Origin of the sequence: Tardiphaga sp. 862_B3_N4_1 (assembly GCF_051811085.1) — a bacterium.
Classification (GTDB): Bacteria; Pseudomonadota; Alphaproteobacteria; order Rhizobiales; family Xanthobacteraceae; genus Tardiphaga; species Tardiphaga robiniae.
The window spans coordinates 512,280-530,971 of record NZ_JBPWQB010000002.1 but is presented as its reverse complement, the minus strand read 5'-3'; the positions used below and the strand labels follow the sequence as shown (position 1 = coordinate 530,971).

Annotated in this window: 17 protein-coding genes and 1 pseudogene; 15 read left to right on the top strand and 3 right to left on the bottom strand. The window is 61.1% G+C overall.

The genetic code is table 11. The features are described from left to right. Nucleotides 1-75 precede the first annotated feature (75 nt). The 8 genes from AB8B02_RS19750 to AB8B02_RS19715 all read left to right on the top strand — a co-directional run bounded on the left by AB8B02_RS19750 (nucleotide 76) and on the right by AB8B02_RS19715 (nucleotide 9,573). The gene (locus AB8B02_RS19750) at nucleotides 76-567 is read left to right on the top strand and encodes a c-type cytochrome, methanol metabolism-related (protein WP_231081034.1); all 492 of its coding nucleotides are present in this window, start codon (nucleotides 76-78) and stop codon (nucleotides 565-567) included. Between the two features lie 101 nt (nucleotides 568-668). After that, entirely contained in the window at nucleotides 669-1,778 is a 1,110-nt protein-coding gene (locus tag AB8B02_RS19745; RefSeq protein WP_068734594.1) for an S-(hydroxymethyl)glutathione dehydrogenase/class III alcohol dehydrogenase, read from the top strand. A 76-nt stretch (nucleotides 1,779-1,854) separates the two neighbouring features. Next, nucleotides 1,855-2,418, top strand: a complete 564-nt coding sequence (gene gfa, locus AB8B02_RS19740) for an S-(hydroxymethyl)glutathione synthase (protein ID WP_231079395.1) — start codon at nucleotides 1,855-1,857, stop codon at nucleotides 2,416-2,418. 446 nt (nucleotides 2,419-2,864) lie between these two features. Then, nucleotides 2,865-3,731 (top strand): ABC transporter substrate-binding protein, encoded by an 867-nt coding sequence (locus AB8B02_RS19735; protein WP_244527955.1) that lies wholly within the window; start codon nucleotides 2,865-2,867, stop codon nucleotides 3,729-3,731. 49 nt (nucleotides 3,732-3,780) lie between these two features. Beyond that, nucleotides 3,781-5,391 (top strand): amino acid ABC transporter permease/ATP-binding protein, encoded by a 1,611-nt coding sequence (locus AB8B02_RS19730; RefSeq protein ID WP_439064943.1) that lies wholly within the window; start codon nucleotides 3,781-3,783, stop codon nucleotides 5,389-5,391. Nucleotides 5,392-5,437: 46 nt separating this feature from the next. After that, the gene (locus tag AB8B02_RS19725) at nucleotides 5,438-6,679 is read left to right on the top strand and encodes an acetamidase/formamidase family protein (RefSeq protein WP_439064942.1); all 1,242 of its coding nucleotides are present in this window, start codon (nucleotides 5,438-5,440) and stop codon (nucleotides 6,677-6,679) included. A gap of 128 nt (nucleotides 6,680-6,807) precedes the next feature. Next, a complete protein-coding gene (locus tag AB8B02_RS19720) occupies nucleotides 6,808-9,168 on the top strand; it encodes an acetamidase/formamidase family protein (protein ID WP_439064941.1) in 2,361 nt (786 codons plus the stop codon). An 18-nt stretch (nucleotides 9,169-9,186) separates the two neighbouring features. Further along, a complete protein-coding gene (locus AB8B02_RS19715) occupies nucleotides 9,187-9,573 on the top strand; it encodes a RidA family protein (RefSeq protein WP_439064940.1) in 387 nt (128 codons plus the stop codon). A gap of 25 nt (nucleotides 9,574-9,598) precedes the next feature. On the opposite strand, the gene AB8B02_RS19710 is transcribed toward AB8B02_RS19715, so the two are convergent. After that, complete coding sequence (locus tag AB8B02_RS19710; protein ID WP_068735340.1) at nucleotides 9,599-10,036, bottom strand: MarR family winged helix-turn-helix transcriptional regulator; 438 nt, start codon at nucleotides 10,034-10,036, stop codon at nucleotides 9,599-9,601. A gap of 173 nt (nucleotides 10,037-10,209) precedes the next feature. Between AB8B02_RS19710 and AB8B02_RS19705 the strand changes: the two genes are divergently transcribed. From AB8B02_RS19705 to AB8B02_RS19675, 7 genes are all read left to right on the top strand, one after another. After that, the gene (locus tag AB8B02_RS19705; RefSeq protein WP_439064939.1) at nucleotides 10,210-11,391 is read left to right on the top strand and encodes a substrate-binding domain-containing protein; all 1,182 of its coding nucleotides are present in this window, start codon (nucleotides 10,210-10,212) and stop codon (nucleotides 11,389-11,391) included. 166 nt (nucleotides 11,392-11,557) lie between these two features. Continuing rightward, nucleotides 11,558-13,072, top strand: a complete 1,515-nt coding sequence (locus AB8B02_RS19700) for an amidase (protein WP_184511887.1) — start codon at nucleotides 11,558-11,560, stop codon at nucleotides 13,070-13,072. 35 nt (nucleotides 13,073-13,107) lie between these two features. Further along, a complete protein-coding gene (locus tag AB8B02_RS19695; protein WP_439064938.1) occupies nucleotides 13,108-13,965 on the top strand; it encodes a branched-chain amino acid ABC transporter permease in 858 nt (285 codons plus the stop codon). A 4-nt stretch (nucleotides 13,966-13,969) separates the two neighbouring features. Next, nucleotides 13,970-15,190 (top strand): substrate-binding protein, encoded by a 1,221-nt coding sequence (locus tag AB8B02_RS19690; protein WP_320445368.1) that lies wholly within the window; start codon nucleotides 13,970-13,972, stop codon nucleotides 15,188-15,190. Between the two features lie 71 nt (nucleotides 15,191-15,261). Beyond that, nucleotides 15,262-16,293: a branched-chain amino acid ABC transporter permease gene (locus AB8B02_RS19685; protein ID WP_439064937.1), complete on the top strand. Its 1,032-nt coding sequence runs from the start codon at nucleotides 15,262-15,264 to the stop codon at nucleotides 16,291-16,293. A gap of 2 nt (nucleotides 16,294-16,295) precedes the next feature. After that, entirely contained in the window at nucleotides 16,296-17,030 is a 735-nt protein-coding gene (locus AB8B02_RS19680) for an ABC transporter ATP-binding protein (RefSeq protein WP_439064936.1), read from the top strand. After that, nucleotides 17,023-17,724, top strand: coding sequence for an ABC transporter ATP-binding protein (locus AB8B02_RS19675; RefSeq protein ID WP_068734624.1), 702 nt, complete (start codon nucleotides 17,023-17,025; stop codon nucleotides 17,722-17,724). The genes AB8B02_RS19680 and AB8B02_RS19675 overlap by 8 nt, the downstream gene beginning before the upstream one ends. A 174-nt stretch (nucleotides 17,725-17,898) precedes the next feature. Here the strand turns inward: AB8B02_RS19675 and AB8B02_RS19670 are convergent. Beyond that, nucleotides 17,899-18,423: pseudogene (locus AB8B02_RS19670) on the bottom strand (GNAT family N-acetyltransferase); the annotation flags it as partial. A 43-nt stretch (nucleotides 18,424-18,466) separates the two neighbouring features. Beyond that, nucleotides 18,467-18,691: a hypothetical protein gene (locus AB8B02_RS19665; protein WP_184511881.1), complete on the bottom strand. Its 225-nt coding sequence runs from the start codon at nucleotides 18,689-18,691 to the stop codon at nucleotides 18,467-18,469. Nucleotide 18,692 lies beyond the last annotated feature (1 nt).

The window sequence follows — 18,692 nt, the reverse complement described above, 5'->3', positions numbered from 1 at the left end:
TCCATGCGCCGGTCTTTTCTGAAATCGCATGCCGAGGACAAGCTATTGCGTCACATCTGGTCTGTCATTGCCACGATTGTTGTCGTGGCCTCCGGGAATACGAGCTTCGCCGAGAATGCCGGCGATCCGAAAGCCGTTAAATCCGAAGACGGCAAGTATTTGGACAAGGAGGGCAATCCGACATTCAACGTTTCCGCGGATGGCACCATCGACTGGTACACATATTCGGGTTACCGGCGCTATCACTCGGAATGCCACGTTTGTCATGGCCCGGATGGGATGGGATCGACCTACGCACCGGCACTGAAGGACTCGCTGAAAACGATGAGCTATGGCGACTTCCTCGGGGTTGTCGCCAGCGGTCGCAAGAATGTCAGCACGTCGCAGGAAAGCGTCATGCCGGCCTTTGGCGATAATACCAATGTCGCCTGCTATATGGACGATCTCTACGTCTATCTGCGTGCGCGCGCCAATGATGCAGTCGGCCGTGTGCGCCCGGGCAAGCGTGAGGAAAAACCCGCAGCCTATACCGAGGCCGAGAGCGCCTGCATGGGGAAACCACACTGATGCGGATCACAAGCGATCCGCTGACCTGCAGTTCCGGATGACGCGGGCTCGGACCGCACGGGACCGGATGACGCAAGATCAAATGACCGAGGGAGTTGAGAATGAAGACCCGCGCCGCAGTCGCCTTCGAAGCAAAGAAACCGCTTGAGATCGTCGACGTCGATCTCGAAGGGCCGAAGGCAGGCGAAGTTCTGGTCGAGATCAAAGCGACCGGCATTTGCCACACCGATGCCTATACGCTCGATGGTTTCGACAGCGAAGGCATCTTTCCTTCCATTCTCGGCCATGAGGGCGCAGGTATCGTGCGTGAGGTCGGTCCCGGCGTCACCTCGGTCAAGCCCGGCGATCACGTCATCCCGCTCTACACGCCGGAATGCCGGCAATGCAAAAGCTGCCTGAGCCAGAAGACCAATCTCTGCACCGCGATCCGCGCCACCCAGGGCAAGGGCGTGATGCCGGACGGGACCTCGCGCTTCAGCTATCAGGGCAAGCCGATCTACCACTACATGGGCTGCTCGACCTTTTCGAACTTCACGGTGCTGCCGGAGATCGCGGTGGCGAAGATCCGCGACGACGCGCCGTTCGACAAGAGCTGCTATATCGGCTGCGGCGTCACCACGGGTGTCGGTGCCGTGGTCAATACGGCGAAGGTCACGCCGGGCTCCAATGTCGTCGTGTTTGGCCTTGGCGGCATCGGCCTCAACGTCATTCAGGGCGCACGGATGGTCGGGGCCGACAAGATCGTCGGCGTCGACATCAATGACGACAAGGAAGAATGGGGCCGCCGCTTCGGCATGACCCATTTCGTCAATCCGAAGAAGGTCGATGGCGACATTGTTCAGCATCTGGTGGGGCTGACCGATGGCGGCGCCGATTACACCTTCGACTGCACCGGCAATACCACGGTCATGCGCCAGGCGCTTGAAGCCTGCCACCGCGGCTGGGGTGTCTCCGTTGTCATTGGCGTCGCGGAGTCCGGAAAAGAGATCGCGACCCGGCCATTCCAGCTCGTCACAGGGCGTGTCTGGAAAGGCACAGCCTTCGGCGGCGCGCGGGGTCGTACCGACGTGCCCAAGATCGTCGACTGGTACATGAACGGAAAGATCGAGATCGATCCGATGATTACGCATGTGCTCAAGCTGGAAGAGATCAACAGGGGATTCGATCTGATGCACGAAGGAAAATCGATCCGATCGGTGGTCGTGTTCTGAATGCAGGCTGCAACACCAGAGTGCCAATACAACAATGCTTCACACAAGTGACGCATCATACCAGGAGGATAGGCTGATGACTGTTCATATCCACCCGTCCGTCGACGGCGGTGTCAAACAAGGTTCGGGCCATTTTGCCGGCGGAACGCTGGTCTGCAAATGCAGCGACAAGCCGGTCAAGGTTGGCGTCAAAGGCGACGTCGCTCACAATCACGCCTGCGGCTGCACCAAGTGCTGGAAGCCGAGCGGCGCGACGTTCTCTGTCGTCGCGGTGGTTCCGCGCGAAAACGTCACCGTACTGCAAAACGGCGACAAGTTGCGCATCGTCGATCAGGCCGCAACCATTCAGCGCCATGCTTGCACCGGATGCGGCACCCACATGTTCGGCCGCATCGAGAACAAGGGACATGCGTTCTATGGCCTCGACTTCATTCATCCCGAATTGTTCGAAGAATCCGGCTCGGCTGCACCGGGCTTCGCCGCCTTCGTCTCGTCGGTGATTGAATCCGGCGTGAAGCCGAGCGACATGGCCGGCATACGGTCGCGCCTCAAGGAACTGGGACTCGAGCCTTATGATTGCCTTTCGCCTGCGCTGATGGATGTCCTCGCCAATCACGTAGCAACGGCCAAAGCGGCCTGAGTCAACACGGCATATGAGCATCCGCCGGTGGCAACATGTCGCCACCGGCGTTGTTATTAGTAGATTTGCTCCGGCAAGGGGCTTCGACTTTGTGGGTCACCCCGAATAATCGCGCTTCGGCCTCGCTGCGATCGATCCGCTGCCTTGTGCGACAATACTCACGGCATTTGACTGCACGGCGGAGTCGATGGCTCGACGACCGCTTCTGGCGGGCAGCCGACATGCGGCAGAGCCTCGTCGCCCATTAATGTGGCAGCTCTGCCCAAATCATGGGAGCGGACGATCCAAATTATTGTACGTTCCGGGACAAGCTTTCTGCGCGCAGGGGGTCATAGGCTTCTTCGAGGTTAGGAACATGGTTCAGGCCATGACAACGTCGAAGGAGCGATCGAATGGTCAAGTTGCATTTTGCTGACATCCGTAGGCTTTGGCCTGAAACGGGCGCGATGATCGGATGGCGTGCGGCGGCAGTGGGCGCGCTATTGGCGGTCGGCACCTTTGTTCCGATGTCGGCGCAGGCGGCCGTGCCGGCGGCTTGCGCCGAGTTGCAGGCGAAATATCCGGACTGGAAAGGCAAGACACTCGTCAACGCCATCAATCCGCATACACCGGGCTATGAATCGATCGATCCCAAGGATCCCAACAAATATATCGGTTTCGATATCGATCTCGGTGAGCAGATCGGCGAATGCCTTGGCTTCAAGCTGACCTACAAGGCGGTGACCTTCGCGGCCTTGCTGACCACGCTGGCATCGGGCCAGGCCGACATCGTGATATCCGACATCTATGCCACCGAGGAGCGCGCCAAGGCCGCCGATTTCATCACCTATTCCAAGGTGTTCGACGGCGTGCTCGTCGCCAAGGGTAACCCCAAGAAGATCACCGGTATCAACACCTCGCTGTGCGGCACGGCTGCGGCGGAAAACACCGGCTATGTCGAAGTGCCGCTGATCCAGGCGCTGGGGCCGGAATGCAAGAAGGAAGGCAAGGCGGAGCCGACCATCCAGCTCTATGACAACAATGCCAACTGCATCCAGGCGATCCTTGCCGGCCGCGCTGATACCTATATCAACGACGTCAACACCGTCGACAACGCGGTGAAAGCCTATCCGGACAAGCTCGAGAAGGCGGTCGCGGTGACGATCCCCTATCAGGTCGGCATTGCCGTGCCGAAGGACAAGCCCAAGTTCCGCGATGCAGTGAAGGCCGCACTCACCGAGATCTACAAGTCCGGTGATCAGCTCGCACTGCTGAAGAAGTGGAAACTCGATCCGGAAAACCTGATGGAGCCCGGCCTGCTGACGGTGAAGTAACGCCGGTCCGCAAGCAAGGATCACTCTCACGTAAGGGCTTTCTGCCTCCATGGAGCTGTTCCTCCACTATCTCAGCATGCCGTATATGATCGAGGGCATCCAGGCGACCTTGCAGGTCACCGCCCTCGGTCTGTGCGGCGGGCTGGTCCTCGGTGTGATCCTGGCATGGATGCAGCTCAGCAGGTTCAAGCCGCTGGCATCCTTCGCCCGGGTCTATGCCGTGATCTTTCGCGGCACCCCGCTGATCCTGCAGATGGTGTTTGCCTATAACGCCCTGCCGCAGATTGGCATTAAGCTTCCCGCCATTCTCGCAGCCGGCCTGGCGCTGGCCTGTAACGAAGCGCCATTCATCGCCGAGATGCTGCGCTCCGGCGTGCTCGGCGTTGACCGCGGTCAGGTGGTGGCCGGTCAGGCGCTCGGCATGACCCCGGGCGTCCTGATGCGCCGGATCATCGCGCCGCAGGCGATCCGGTCGATGATCCCCGCTTTCGGCAACGAAGCGGTCAGCGCGCTGAAGAATTCGTCGCTAGCCTCCGTCATCGCCGTGCAGGAGCTGACGCTGCGCTCGACGCAACTGGCGTCCTCGACCTTCGATTTCTTTTCGATCTTCTTCGCGTCGGGTCTGATCTATCTCCTACTCACAGCGGCGATCGCCGGCATCCAACTGCTTCTGGAATGGAAGTTCGACCTTGATCGCACGGCAAAGCAAACTACATTCATGCGCTTCCTGCCGTGGTACCGCGCCCCGGGCATCGACGATCCCTTGGTTCAGGATGCTGGCGCTCCGCCGGAGCTTCTGCCCGATGGCGGTGTCGCCGAACTACCGCCGCCGCGACTGCGGCCGGAACGCGGCGATCCCATCAAACGCGCGGAGATGCTGGCGCGCAACAATGTCGCCGTCGAGGTCTCCGATCTCCGCAAGAGCTACGACAGGAACGTGGTGCTCGACGGCGTCGACATCACGGTCAGGATCGGTGAAGTGATCGCGCTGCTCGGACCAAGTGGCTCCGGCAAGAGCACGCTGCTCCGCTGTATCAACAATCTCGAACTGTGGAACGGCGGCGCCATCAAGGTCGCCGGCCGCCAGCTCGGCTTCAACGCGCATGGCAAGCCGCTGTCGCCGCGGCTGCTGGCGAATGCCCGCGCCGAGGTAGGCGTCGGCATGGTGTTCCAGCAGTTCAACCTGTTCGGCCACCTCACGGCCAAGGAGAACATCGCCGGCCCGCTGCGCTGGGTGCATGGCGTCGCGCGCGCCGATGCCGAGCGTCGTGCCGATGAACTCCTGGCGCGCGTCGGTCTCAGCCACCGCGCCGATGCGCTGCCGCGGCATCTGTCCGGTGGCCAGCAACAGCGCGTCGCCATCGCCCGGGCCATCGCGCCCAATCCAAGCGTGCTGTTGCTGGACGAGCCGACGTCGGCGCTCGATCCCGAATTGGTCAACGAGGTCCTCGAAGTGATCCGCAGGCTCGCCGTCGAGGACGGTCTGACCATGATCATCTCGACGCATCAGCTGCGCTTTGCCAGCGAAGTGGCCGACCGTGTGGTGCTGCTCGCCGGAGGCGCGATCATCGAAGAAGGCCCAGCCAGTGAAGTCCTGACCAATCCGCGCAATCCCGTCGCGCAGCGTTTCCTCAATGCGATGGAGGCGGAAGTCTCGTGATCGTCGCGCCTGTGAAGTTCGTCCATTTGCTACCGAGGGCCTCAGCATGAAACATCATCTTCTTCCGGTGTCGCCGAAGACCGTGCACTGGGGCTATTTCAGCAAGGTGGTCACGCCGTCGCTGACGCTGAAGTCGGGCGACCGCGCTACCATCGAAACGCTGACGCATCATGCCAATGACGATTACGAGCGCATGATCGAAGGCGATCCCGGCGCCGAGAGCGTGTTCAAATGGACCCGCGAGCACAAGGCGGTGGTGCGGCGTGGGTCGGGCCCGACGGAAGGTCCGTTCATCCGCGGCTCAGGCGAAGGCGTCGGCGTGCATCTGCTCACCGGGCCGGTGGCGATCGAAGGCGCAGAGCCGGGCGATGTGCTGGAAGTGCGTATTCTCGACGTGCGCCCGCGGCCGGCCTGCAAGGCCTGTTATGCCGGCAAGTGTTTCGGCTCCAACGTCGCCGCGAATTGGGGCTTCCACTATCACGACCTGATCGAGGAGCCGAAGCCGCGCGAGGTCGTGACGATCTTCGAGCTCGATACGTCGGGCGAGCCGTTTGCTAAAGCGGTCTATAATTATGTCTGGACGCCGCAGACCGACCCCGATGGCATCCTGCATCCAACCATCGATTATCCCGGCGTGCGCGTCGATCACGCGACCATCAGGAAACGCGAAAACATCCTGCCGAACGTCAAGGTGCCGGCACGGCTGCATTTCGGCACCATGGGCCTCGCGCCATCCGAGGAGGATTTCGTGTCGTCGATCCCGCCGAGTTACACAGGCGGAAATATCGATGACTGGCGCGTCGGCAAGGGCGCCAAGATGTTCTATCCCGTGGCGGTGCCCGGTGCATTCTTCTCGGTCGGCGATCCCCATGCCGCGCAGGGCGACAGCGAGCTCGGCGGCACGGCCATCGAGACCTCGCTGACCGGCGATTTCGAGTTCATCCTGCACAAGCATCGTGACCTCGGCGGTACGCCCCTCGAAGGCCTGACGCATCCGATGCTGGAAACCGCGGAAGCTTGGTCGGTCTACGGCTTCACCTTCCCGAACTATCTCGCCGAACTCGGCGCCAATGCGCAGCTCGACGTCGCTAATCATTCCAGCCTCGATCGGGCCATGCGCGATGCGTTCCGCAAGCTCAGGCGTTTCCTGATGACGGTGCACAAGATGAGTGAAGACGAGGCGATCTCGCTGATGTCGGTCGGTGCGGATTTCGGGGTGACGCAGGTGGTCGATGCCAATTGGGGCGTCCATGGCACAATCCGCAAGAACGTCTTCCGCTGCGACTAAGCGGATGAAATTGCACTGAATTCGGCTATGAGGATGATGGCGCGGTGATCGGGGAAGTTGCAGGGCAGGGCGCTGCGTCCTTCGGGATGGCACGGAGGTTGCTTCGCTTCGGCTATGAAGGTCGATGCATGAGCCTCCGTCCGTTCACCAGTGAATCCTACTCTGAAGACGACCGCCCCGAAGCATGGCGCGACGTCCTGAGTTCGATTGGCTTGCAGCCGACAGCTGCGACGACCACGCATCACGGGCATGCCACCGCAGTTCGTCGCACCTTCGAAGGTATTGCTCTGGCCAAACTGTCTGCCGGCGCACAGGCGATCTCGCCGCTGTCGGATCTGGCCAGCGATCATCCGCTGGTGTTGCTGCCGCTTGAGGATGGTGTCGGCCTGAAGACAGTCGCCGGACATCAGATCGTGGCCGCTGGGCATCTGCTGCTGCTGCCGCGCAAAGGGGACTGGAGCGTCGCATTCCAGCGCGACATGCGCGCGGTGGTGCTCTCGGTGACGTCCGATCCGCTGCACAGCCGCCGCGCCGGTGCACCCGCCATCGCCGATGTCCAGATCGTAGGCCCCGGCGGCTTCGGCGACGTGTTCGCGCGTATGATGGAACAGGCGGCCCGCAACCTTGAAACATTGTCCGATGCCGAATGGTTGGCGATCGCACAAAGTCTTGCCGATCTGTTGCCGACCTTTACACGTCAACTGGCCGAGCCGACGACCGATCTCAACAGCGGCACGGCGACCAAGGCTGCGACCTTGCATCGGCTGTGCCAGACCATCGAGCGACGCCTCGACGATGCGGATCTGACGCCGGCCAAGGTGGCGCAGGCCGAGGGCATCTCCGAACGTTATCTGCAGAAACTGTTCGAAGGCACCGGCAGCAGCTTTACGCATTACCTGCGCGAACGCCGGCTGCAGCGCACCTGGGCCGATCTGTCGAATCCGTCCGAGGCGCATCACTCGATTTCCGAGATTGCCTTTCGTGCCGGCTTCAATGACTCCGCGCATTTCAGCCGCACGTTCCGTCACCGCTTCGGCCTGTCGCCGCGCGAATTCCGCCAGAATGAAGCCGAGCGCTTGACGGCGTCGGCCACGGCGGCGGGACAACGCGGATGGCCGCAGGAAGCGCTGGCGCAGTTGCGCAGCCAGCACGCGCCGCCGACCGCGGGGAAGATTGCGCAGCCGGAGCCGGCCGCGACGATCACGCACGGCATCGCGGAGGCTTCGAAGAATCAGCGGCATCATCATCTCGCCGCCGATGCATCTCGCGTGCATTGGGGCTATTTCAGCCGCTCGTTGCCGCCGCAGATCGAGATCAATTCCGGTGACACGATCACCATCGAAACACTGACGCAGCACGCGTCCGACGATCCCGAGCGGATGATCAAGGGCGATATCGGCGCTGAGAGTGTGTTCCGCTGGACGCGCGATCAGAAGAATGTCGATCGCCGCGGCGCCGGTCCGATGGACGCCTCGATCTATGGTCGCGGTGCCGGTGAGGGCTTTGGCGTCCACATCTGCACCGGGCCGGTGGCGATCAGGGACGCGCAGCCCGGCGACGTGCTGGAAATCCGCATCCTCGACATCGTGCCGCGCGCCAGTCGAAATCCGGATTTCGACGGCCAGGTTTTTGGCAGCAGTGTCGCGGCATGGTGGGGTTATCACTACAAGGAATTTCTCGCCGAGCAGAATGCGCGCGAAGCGGTGACGATCTACGAAATTCTCGATCACGACGACGTGCCATATGCGCGCGCGCTCTATTCATATCGCTGGGAGCCGCAGACCGACCCGTTCGGCACCGTGCACAACACCTACGACTATCCGGGCATTCCGATTACGCCGGCCTCTGTACGGCGTCGGCATGACGTGCTCGACGGCATTCGCATTCCACTGCGCCCGCATTTCGGTGTCATTGCCGTGGCGCCGCGCGAGGCCGATCTCGTCGATTCAGTGCCGCCAGCCTATTTTGGCGGTAATCTCGACAATTGGCGGCTCGGCAAGGGATCGACGGTCTATCTGCCGGTTTCGGTGCCCGGCGCATTGCTGTCGGTCGGCGATCCCCATGCCGCGCAGGGCGACGGCGAACTCGGCGGCACGGCGATCGAATGTTCGATGACCGGAACCTTCCAGGTGGTCCTGCACAAGAAGGGCAATCTCGCCGGCCAGGCGTTCGCCGATCTCACTTATCCGCTGATCGAGACCGAGAGTGACTGGGTGCTGATGGGCTTCAGCCATCCGAACTATCTCGCGGAATTCGGCGCCAAGGGGCAGAGCGAGGTCTATGCGACCTCGTCGCTCGATCTCGCGATGAAGGACGCCTTTCGCAAGATGCGGCGCTTCCTGATGAACATCAAAGGTCTCACCGAAGATGAGGCGATCGCGTTGATGTCGGTCGCGGTCGACTTCGGCGTGACGCAGGTTGTCGACGGCAATTGGGGCGTTCATGCCATTCTGAGCAAGCGAGTGTTCGACCACACGTCAAAATCATAAGGTCCAGGAGACGCGCTGTTGCAATTTCACATGATCACCGGCGGGCCGAAGCCGGTCGCGCCGTTCAGCCATGCTGTAGAGACCGGCGGCTTCGTGTTCGTCACCGGGCAGATGCCGGACACGCCGGCGATGCCGGGCGTGCTGCCCGATGGCATCGTGGCTCAGACCGAAGCGGTGATGGAAAATCTGCGCGTGGTGCTCGCGGGGCTCGATCTCGGCTTCGAGCACATCACCATGACGCGGATCTATCTCACCGAATTCAAGCGCGACTACGTGGCGATGAACGAGACCTATCGCAGCTATTTTCCGCCGGATCGCCTGCCGGCGCGGACCTGTGTCGGCGTCACGGGCCTCGCTTATGACGCTCTGATCGAAATCGACCTGGTTTGTCGACGGCCCAGATAATGGTCGGTGCGAAGAGATGGAAAACCTAGTTCGCCTTTTCGATCAGGCTTTCGAGCAGGCGCTTCAGGTCGGCCGTTGCCTTGTTGCCGTAGTTCTCGGCGATATGGGCTTCCTGGCTCAGCGCCAGAGAGTTCAGCCGCTGGGTCAGTGTCTTGCCGCGGTCGGAGATGAACATCACCACCTTGCGGCGGTCGTCGGGGTCCTGCACCCGGTAGACCAGCGCGTCAGACACCATGCGATCGACCATCTTGGTCAGGGTCGGATGATTCAGCAGAACCGCATCGGCGAGGTCGCCCATGGAGTGGCCCTTGCCGTCGGACAGTACTTTCAGAATGCGCCACTGTTCGACCGGCACGCCTTCCTTCTTGAAGCGCGCATCGAGCTGGCGATTAATTTCCCGGTTCGCCTGCGCCAGCAGATAAGCGAGGTGTTCGGTGATGGGCGTGCTCGGCGTTCTGGCCACGGTTGGGAAACTTTGCTGGAAGGGGTGATGAATATTAAGCGACTTTGCCTGATCCATATGCACGGGAATCGTTGAATATTCAATATTTTCCTCTACGATATTTTCTTTCGCACGATTTTACTGCCGATAAATTGACGCCGCACCGCCGCTGACAACGTCGAAAGGAGAGCGACATGCTCTCGTCACTGCAGATTGCAACGACCGGTGCGCTGCCGATGCCGGCGCCATGGTTGCTGAAGGGCTTTCAGGACAGCGGGGGAGGTCGTGATGCGATTGCACGTCCCGATCTGTTTCCGCGGCGTCGCAATCGCGAAAAGCTGCGCGTCGTCAATTTTATCGGCCTGTCCGGCCCGGCCGGGATCTGGGGCCTGGCGGGCACCAATAGCATGATGCTCGCGGCTTCGGAGATCAATCGGCGCGGCGGCATTCTCGGGCGCGAGATCGAGCCGGTGTTTCATGATGCCGGCGGCGATATCGATGGCGTTGTCCGCACGGCAGCCGACATGATCGCGGCCGGTGATGCCGATGTCATCATGGGCTCGCATATCAGCGCGGTCCGCGTCGCGTTGCGCAAGGTGATCGCCGGGCGCGTGCCCTATATCTATACGCCTGTCTATGAAGGCGGAGAACGCACGCCCGGCGTGATGGCGATCGGCGAGACGCCGCGCGATCAGTCGCGCCCCGCCATCGAATGGCTGGCGAGTGAAAAGAAAGCGGCGCGTTGGTATCTGATCGGCAGCGATTACGTCTGGCCGTGGCTGGCCCACAAGGCCACCAAGACATATATCGCCGGCGCCGGAGGGCGCGTGGTGGGGGAGGAATTCGTTGCGCTTGGCGAGCAGAATCACGATGCCCAGATTGCCCGCATCCGGGCCGCCAAGCCGGATGTCGTGGTCATCTCGCTGATCGGTACCGACAGCATCGTGTTTAACCGCGCCTTCGCCGAACATGGTCTCTCGTCGAAGGTTCTCCGACTGGCGGGTGCCATGGATGAAACGCTGCTGCTCGGCATGGGCGCGGATAGCTCCGAGGGGCTCTATTGTGCATCGGGCTATTTCGTCGACCGCGCGTCGGCGGCGAATGATGCATTCCGTGCGCAATATGAAGCATCGTTCGGACGCTGTGCGCCTGTGCCGGGATCGGTCGCGCAGTCGAACTACGAGGGGCTTCGGTTTCTCGAATCGGTGGCGACCAAGGCGGGCTCATTCGACGTCCGGCCGATGCTGAACGCGGCGTCCAGCGTGGCCTATCACGGCGCCCGCGGTGAGGTCAGCATGCGCGGCGGGCGGGCGAAAATGCCGATCTATCTTGCCGAAGCAGACGGTCTGGATTTCAGGCTCATCCGGACATTCTAGGTCAGTCGCAGACCCGATCAGGACGACTTTGAAAAATAATACTTGAAAAGGAAAATATTTCTCTTTCTAATGATGCGCGAAAGGCGACACCGTCGTCTCCTTGACGGCGTGGGCATCCCGAAGAAATGCCGTGCCGGTTGCATCGTGGATATCAGGAGAAATCATCGTGGCCGTTTCACTTCCCACTCCCGATCAACTCCTCGCCGTCGCCGATCAGTGCGGCCTCGCGCTGTCCGATGAGGACGTCACCTCGTTCCGCGCGCTGATGCAGGGATCCGTCGATGCCTACAACGTCGTGGCGGCGATGCCCGACGAAGTACCCGAAGTGAAATATCCGCGTACACCTGGCTATCGGCCCGCGCCGGAAGAGAACACGCGCAATGCCTGGTATCGCAAGTCGGTTGTGAAGGGTGCGCCCGGCGGCAAGCTCAAAGGCAAGACCGTCGCGCTGAAGGACAACATCATGCTGGCCGGCGTGCCGATGATGAACGGCTCCTCCACGCTGGAAGGCTATGTGCCGGATTTCGACGCCACCATCGTCACGCGCATGCTGGACGCAGGCGCCGAGATCATGGGCAAGGTGCATTGCGAATCCTTCTGCATGTCCGGCGGCAGCCACACCAATTCGACGGGCAACGTGCATAACCCACACAAGATGGGCTATTCCGCCGGCGGGTCTTCGTCCGGCAGCGCCGTTGTCGTGGCGCTTGGCGAAGTCGACATGGCAATCGGCGGCGATCAGGGCGGCTCCATCCGCATGCCGTCGTCCTTCTCCGGCACCTATGGCATGAAGCCGACCTGGGGTCTGGTGCCTTATACGGGCATCATGCCGATCGAGATATTCGTCGATCACACCGGTCCGATGACATCCAATGTCGCCGACAACGCGCTGCTGCTGGAAGTGCTTGCCGGCGATGACGGCTATGATCCGCGGATCAAGTCGCCGGAAGTGCCGGAATACACCAAGGCGCTCGGTGTCGGTGTCAAGGGCATGAAGATCGCCATCGTCAAGGAAGGTTTCGAGCAGCTCGGCGCCGAAGACGCGGTCAATCGCAGCGTCCGCGAAGCCGCCAAGCGCTTCGCCGATCTCGGCGCGACAGTGGAGACGATCTCGATTCCGATGCATCTTACCGCAGCGGCGGTGTGGACCCCGATCGGCACCGAAGGCATGACCCAGACCATGATGGTGGGCGACGGCTATGGCCTCAGTCGGTCGGATCTGTATTCGACCTCGCTGATGGACGCCCATCGTGGTTGGCGCGGGCAGGCGGACTCGCTGTCCGAAACCACCAAACTGCTGCTGCTGTTCGGCACCTACATCAACAATAATTTCGGACCGCGCTTCTACGGAAAGGCGCTGAATATCTCACGTCGCGTCACGGCTGCCTATGACAAGGCGCTGGCGAGCTATGATCTGTTGCTGATGCCGACCACACCGATGAAGGCAACACCGCTGCCGGCGCCCGGCGCGCCGCGTGAAGAAGTCGTCGGCCGCGCCTTCGAGATGATCTCCAACACCTCGCCGTTCGACATCTCGCATCATCCGGCGATGTCGATCCCCTGCGGCATGGTCGATGGCCTGCCCGTCGGGTTGATGCTGGTCGGCAAGCATTTCGACGAGATGACCATCTATCGCGCCGCGCACGCTTTCGAGCAGTCCGCTGATTGGAAGACGATGTGAGGAATCCATGCAGAAGCGGGGATCGGTGATCGCGCATGGATAATCTGATCATGGCGATCTTTGAGATCGCCAGTTTCGGGGCGATCGTCGTGCTGGTCGTGCTGGGGTTGGGGATCATCGCCAGCATGATGGGTATCTTCAATTTCGCGCAGGGCGAGTTCGTTCTGCTCGGGGCCTATGTCACCTATATCGTCCATTCCGCCGGCGCGCCGGTGTGGCTGGGCATGATCGCTGCACCCTTCGTGGTCGGTGCTTTAGGCTTCGTGCTGGAGCGGCTGATTGTCCGGCGCTTCTATGCCGCGCCGATCGTGGCAATGCTCGGCACCTATGCGCTCGGACTGATCATTCGCGAGGTCGTGCGCGGCCTGATCGGCGGACTGTATCTGTCGGTGCCGGAGCCCATCGGCGGTTCGGTGACCATCGGCGGCATGCATTTCTCAACCTGGCGTCTGGTGATCATCGTGATCACCGCGCTGGTGATGGCAGGGAGCTATCTGCTTCTGGCGCGCACCGCGTTCGGCCTGCGTATCCGCGCTTCGCTGGAGAATCCGACGCTGGCGCGGGCCTCCGGCATTTCGACCAACGCAATCTATGGCGCAACCTTCGCGTTCGGCGCCGCGCTCGCAGGTCTGGCCGGTGCGCTGATCGTGCCGGTGTTCACGCTGTTCGCCGATCTCGGCATCCGCTTTCTGATTCAGGGCTTCGTCGCCGTCATGGTCGGCGGCATCGGCTCCTTTGCCGGACCGGTGGCTGGCGCAGGCCTGATCGGCACGCTCAGTGCAGCGCTGCCGTGGGTGATTTCGCCCGTTATCGCCGATGTCGCGGTATTCGTGCTCGCCATCATCTTCATCAAATTCCGGCCGCAGGGCCTCGTTGCAGGAAAAGGGGTTTAGTCCAATGTCTCATGATGCCAACACTCTCAGCCGCCGCCGCTTTCTCGGCAATGCGGCCCTGTTCGGGACGGCCATCGCCACCGGTGTAGGCAGTTGGGTGATCCGGCCGGACTGGGCCAATGCGGCGGCCGGACCGATCAAGGTCGGCGTCGGCACCGATCTCACCGGGCCGATGGGCTATGCCGGCAATGCTGACGCCAATGTGGCCAGGATGGTGATCAAGGACATCAACGATGCCGGCGGTCTGCTTGGCCGGCCGCTGGAACTGTATATCGAGGACACTGCGTCCAATGAATCCGTCGCGGTCGGCAATGTCCGTAAGCTGATCCAGCGCGAGAAGGTCGATCTGGTCATCGGCGGCATCACCTCGTCGATGCGCAACGCCATCAAGGACGTCATCGTCTCCCGCGGCAAGACGCTCTACATCTACCCGCAGCTCTATGAGGGCAAGGAATGCACGCCCTATCTGTTCTGCACCGGGCCGACGCCGGCGCAGCAATGCGATGAATTCATTCCCTGGCTGATCAAGAATGGCGGCAAGAAGTTTGCGCTGCCCAGTGCCAATTACGTCTGGCCGCATACGCTGAACGTCTATGCCCGCAAGGTGATCGAGGCCAATGGCGGCGAGGTCGTGTTCGAGGAGTATTACCCACTCGACCAGATCGATTTTTCGTCGACCGTGAACCGCATCATTTCGAACAAGGTCGATGTCGTCTTCAACACCGTCATTCCGCCAGGTGTCGGACCGTTCTTCAAGCAGCTCTCCGAAGCAGGCTTCCTCAAGAATGGCGGACGGCTCGCCTGCGTCTACTATGACGAGAACACGCTCAGCATCAATCAGCCGGCCGAAATCGAGGGCCTCGCAAGCTGCCTCGATTACTTCAAGGCGCTGACGCCGGAAGATCCGTTCAGTGCCAAGCTCCAGGCGGCCTACGAAAAACAGTTCCCGGGCAATTTCCTGTTCGCGGCTGGCAGTGCCGCGACCGGCACCTATCGCGGCCTGAAACTGTGGGAGGCGGCCGTCAAGGAAGCCGGCAGTGTCGATCGTGATGCAGTTGCCAAGGCGCTCGACCATGCCAAGATCGCCGAAGGCCCGGGCGGGCCGGCCGAGATGGTCCCCGGTCAGCGGCACTGCAAGATGAAGATGTATACGGCGGTGGCCAAGGGCGGCAAATATGAGGTCGTCGCGCGCAGCGCCGGTCTCGTCGATCCCAAGGAATGCTGAGTCGATAGTTCGAACCTCGCGGGAGTGGCCGATATCACTCCCGCTTCTCTTTCTCTCATGCCGGCGACCTGATGACCGAGACGACGCCACTCTCTACCGTATCTCTGACGCGAGGCATCAGCGCATCGCGCCAATGGCGCGTGCTGCCGATGATCGAGATCGCAGTGCTGGTCATTGGCCTGCTGCTGCCGCTAGTGCTGCAGGACTATCTCACCGTCTATGCCACGCGCGTGCTGATCCTCTGCCTGTTCGCGCTGTCATTCGACCTGGTCTGGGGCTATGCCGGAATCATGAGTTTCGGCCAGGCTGTGTTTTTCGGCTCGGCCGGGTATGGCGTGGCGCTGCTGGCGCGCGATCTTGGCATTACGTCCATCCTGCTCGTGCTACCCGCCGGCCTTCTGATCGGCTTCGCCTTTGCGCTGCTGCTCGGCGGCTTTCTGTTGCTTGGTCGCCATCCCGCCAGCGTCATCTTCGTCGCGCTGGGCACGCTGACCGGCTCCTATGCCTGCGATCGTCTGGCGCGGGGCTGGTACTATCTCGGCGGCCAGAACGGCATTCCCTCGATCCCGCCGATGACAATCGGCAGCTATGAACTCACAGAGGGACCTGTCTATTACTACATGGCGATCGGCTTCCTGATCGTGGTCTATCTGCTCTGTCGTTTCCTGATGCGCTCGCAATTCGGCCTCGCGCTGGCTGGCCTGCGCGAAAACGAACAGCGCATCGCCTTCTTCGGCTACAAGGTGCAGCACCTCAAGGCGATCATCTTCTCGCTGAGCGGGGCTATCGCCGGGCTCGCCGGCAGTCTCTATGCGTTTCACGAAGGCTTCGTCTGGCCCAACATGCTGGGCGTCGTGATTTCCACCCAGGTGGTACTCTATGTGTTGTTCGGCGGTTCCGGCACGCTGATCGGTGCTGTGATCGGCACGGTCGTCATTGAGGCTGTCAGCTTCTGGCTGTCGAACAGCTATCAGGACATCTGGCCGATCATTCTTGGCGTATTGCTGCTGCTGGTCATCCTGTTCCGGCCCGCAGGACTGGTCAGTCTGTTGTTGTCAGAGCGCGAGCGCGTCGGCAGTTTCGGCCGTCCGGGGAAGCGATAATCATGGCGCTTCTGGAAGCAAAAGGCCTCATCAAGATATTCGGCAAGCTCACCGCGCTGAACGGCGCCGATCTCACCATCGCTGCCAATGAATTCCACGGACTGATAGGTCCCAATGGTTCCGGCAAGAGCACGCTGATGAAATGTATCGCCGGCGCCGAGACACCGACGCAAGGTACGGTGACGTTCGGTGGCCGCGACATCACGCAGGCCTCGCCGGCGGAGCGCGCTCGCGCCGGCATGAGCCTGAAATTCCAGATCACCAGCGTGCTGCCGGCCCTGACGCTGTACGACAACATCTTGCTGGCATTGCAGGCACAGACATCGCTGCTCAATCTGGCGCTGTCGCGCACCCGCGGCGTGCTGCATGACAAAGTCATGGCGATGCTTGAACAGTTTCGTCTCGTCGATCGCGCCCACGAGCCGGCCTCCGCGCTGTCGCACGGGCAGCAGCAATGGCTTGAGATCGCTATGGCGCTGGCGCCGGAGCCGAAATTGTTGCTGCTCGACGAGCCGACCGGCGGCATGAGTCTGGAAGAGCGGCGCGTTACCGGCGAATTGCTGCAGCCGATCAAGGCGCGCTGTTCGCTCGTCATCGTCGAGCACGATCTCGATTTCATCCGCGATATCTGCGACCGCCTCACAGTGCTGGACCAGGGCCAGATCCTGCAGACCGGCACGGTGCAGCATGTGCAGTCGTGCCCCAGGGTCCAGGAGGTCTATCTCCGCCGTGCCTGACGATAAATTCCTCGATATCCAGTCGCTGGATGCCGGTTACGGCCGCAGCCAGGTGCTGTTCGGCGTTACGCTCAGCGTGCCGTGGCGCGGCGGCGTCGCCATTCTCGGTCGCAACGGTGCCGGCAAAACCACGCTGATGAAGGCTATTGTCGGTGAGTTGCCGGTGCTCGGCGGTGCAGTGAGCCTCGATGGCCGCGATGTCGGCAAACTGCCGACCGAGCAGCGCATCCGCCGCGGCGTCGGCTATGTCCCGCAGGAACATTCGGTGTTCGCGAAACTCTCGGTGCGAGACAATCTCGCCGTCGGCGCGCTGACCAATCGCGACAGCGGGGCAGTCAACCGGGTCTTGGAGATCTTCCCCAAGCTTGGCCAGCGGCTCGACCAGTTCGCCGGCACGCTGTCCGGTGGCGAGCGCAAGATGCTGGCGATCGGGCGCGCCATGCTGTCCGATCCCAAGATCTTGCTGCTGGATGAGCCCACTGAGGGCGTCTGGATCGGTGTCATCGAGGAAATTACCGAGCGCCTGATCCTGCTGGCGAAGGACATTGCCGTCGTCATCGTCGAGCAGCATCTCGATCTTGCGCTTCGGGTCGCGAGCCGCGCTTATGTGCTGGATCGCGGCCGGGTTGCGCTGACAGGTTCGGCCGGCGAGATTCGCGACGATCCGAGACTGTTGCAGTATTTGGCGCCTTAGAGCCAAGCGAGATCGTTGGCACGTACCTCTTTGCAGCCTTCGCTTCAGGGTGAATAATGTCCGCGTTTGGCCCAACGCGGACATCGTCATAAAACGCTTCTGATCCGGAAGTCCGGCCTTACTGAGTGTTCGAGGTCGCCCTTCGGAGTGCCGGATTGCAGGTGGTGCATTTATTCAGAGGTTTAAAGTGACATCATAAATTCCGTGATCTTCCGTGTCGGCGATGATTTCGAAACCCAGCTCTCTACACATTTGAAGCATGATCGTGTTTTCGCGCAAGATTTGGCCAACGATCGGTTTAAGCCCTTCGGAGCGGGAATACTCAATAATCAACTGCATCAAAGCCCAACCGAGCCCTCTGCCTTTGAGGTCCGATTGAAGGAGGATGGCATACTCACCGGAAACGCCGTCATCTTTACGATGCATCCTGACGACGCCAAGTGGCTCCTGGCTCGCCTCATCGAACGCGATGAACGCCATGGCTTTAGCGTAATCAATCTGCGTCAGGCTTACGAGAAATGGATGGGTGAATTCTTTGATGGCACCAAAGAAGCGAAGCCTGAGATCGCCTTTATTAACGTGGGAGAGAAGCGTCAGAACCGAAGGTTCATCCGTCGCCGTGATCGGCCGCGTAAAAATTCTCCAGTCAGAATTGAGAACGAGATGTCGCTCCCATTCGACCGGATAAGGACGAGTTGATCCACCGACCGCGTTCATGTGTGGCTCGTGGCCTGATCCGGCACTAAAAGCCACCCTGCAGCTTGGCAGAGAGCACCTTCAGAATACCTTCGTAAGTGGTGATCATCTTCTTGTGCCGATCGATTGTCTCGGCCGTTATGTCCTGCCAGTCGCCGCCGGTGGCGCGCTTGCCGATTTGCAATTCGCCAGCTTCCATAGGCGACATGTGCTCGTGGCATTCGTCCAGAGCTTCCCTGATGCCATGTGCGTATGTTTCTAGATTTATCATG

Excerpts from the sequence above, each read along its gene's own strand:
- AB8B02_RS19745 (WP_068734594.1), top strand. The coding sequence starts at position 669 with ATGAAGACCCGCGCCGCAGTCGCCTTCGAAGCAAAGAAACCGCTTGAG.
- gfa (WP_231079395.1), top strand. The coding sequence starts at position 1,855 with ATGACTGTTCATATCCACCCGTCCGTCGACGGCGGTGTCAAACAAGGT.
- AB8B02_RS19735 (WP_244527955.1), top strand. The coding sequence starts at position 2,865 with ATGATCGGATGGCGTGCGGCGGCAGTGGGCGCGCTATTGGCGGTCGGC.
- AB8B02_RS19730 (WP_439064943.1), top strand. The coding sequence starts at position 3,781 with ATGGAGCTGTTCCTCCACTATCTCAGCATGCCGTATATGATCGAGGGC.
- AB8B02_RS19725 (WP_439064942.1), top strand. The coding sequence starts at position 5,438 with ATGAAACATCATCTTCTTCCGGTGTCGCCGAAGACCGTGCACTGGGGC.
- AB8B02_RS19720 (WP_439064941.1), top strand. The coding sequence starts at position 6,808 with ATGAGCCTCCGTCCGTTCACCAGTGAATCCTACTCTGAAGACGACCGC.
- AB8B02_RS19705 (WP_439064939.1), top strand. The coding sequence starts at position 10,210 with ATGCTCTCGTCACTGCAGATTGCAACGACCGGTGCGCTGCCGATGCCG.
- AB8B02_RS19695 (WP_439064938.1), top strand. The coding sequence starts at position 13,108 with ATGGATAATCTGATCATGGCGATCTTTGAGATCGCCAGTTTCGGGGCG.
- AB8B02_RS19690 (WP_320445368.1), top strand. The coding sequence starts at position 13,970 with ATGTCTCATGATGCCAACACTCTCAGCCGCCGCCGCTTTCTCGGCAAT.
- AB8B02_RS19685 (WP_439064937.1), top strand. The coding sequence starts at position 15,262 with ATGACCGAGACGACGCCACTCTCTACCGTATCTCTGACGCGAGGCATC.
- AB8B02_RS19680 (WP_439064936.1), top strand. The coding sequence starts at position 16,296 with ATGGCGCTTCTGGAAGCAAAAGGCCTCATCAAGATATTCGGCAAGCTC.
- AB8B02_RS19665 (WP_184511881.1), bottom strand. The coding sequence starts at position 18,691 with ATGATAAATCTAGAAACATACGCACATGGCATCAGGGAAGCTCTGGAC.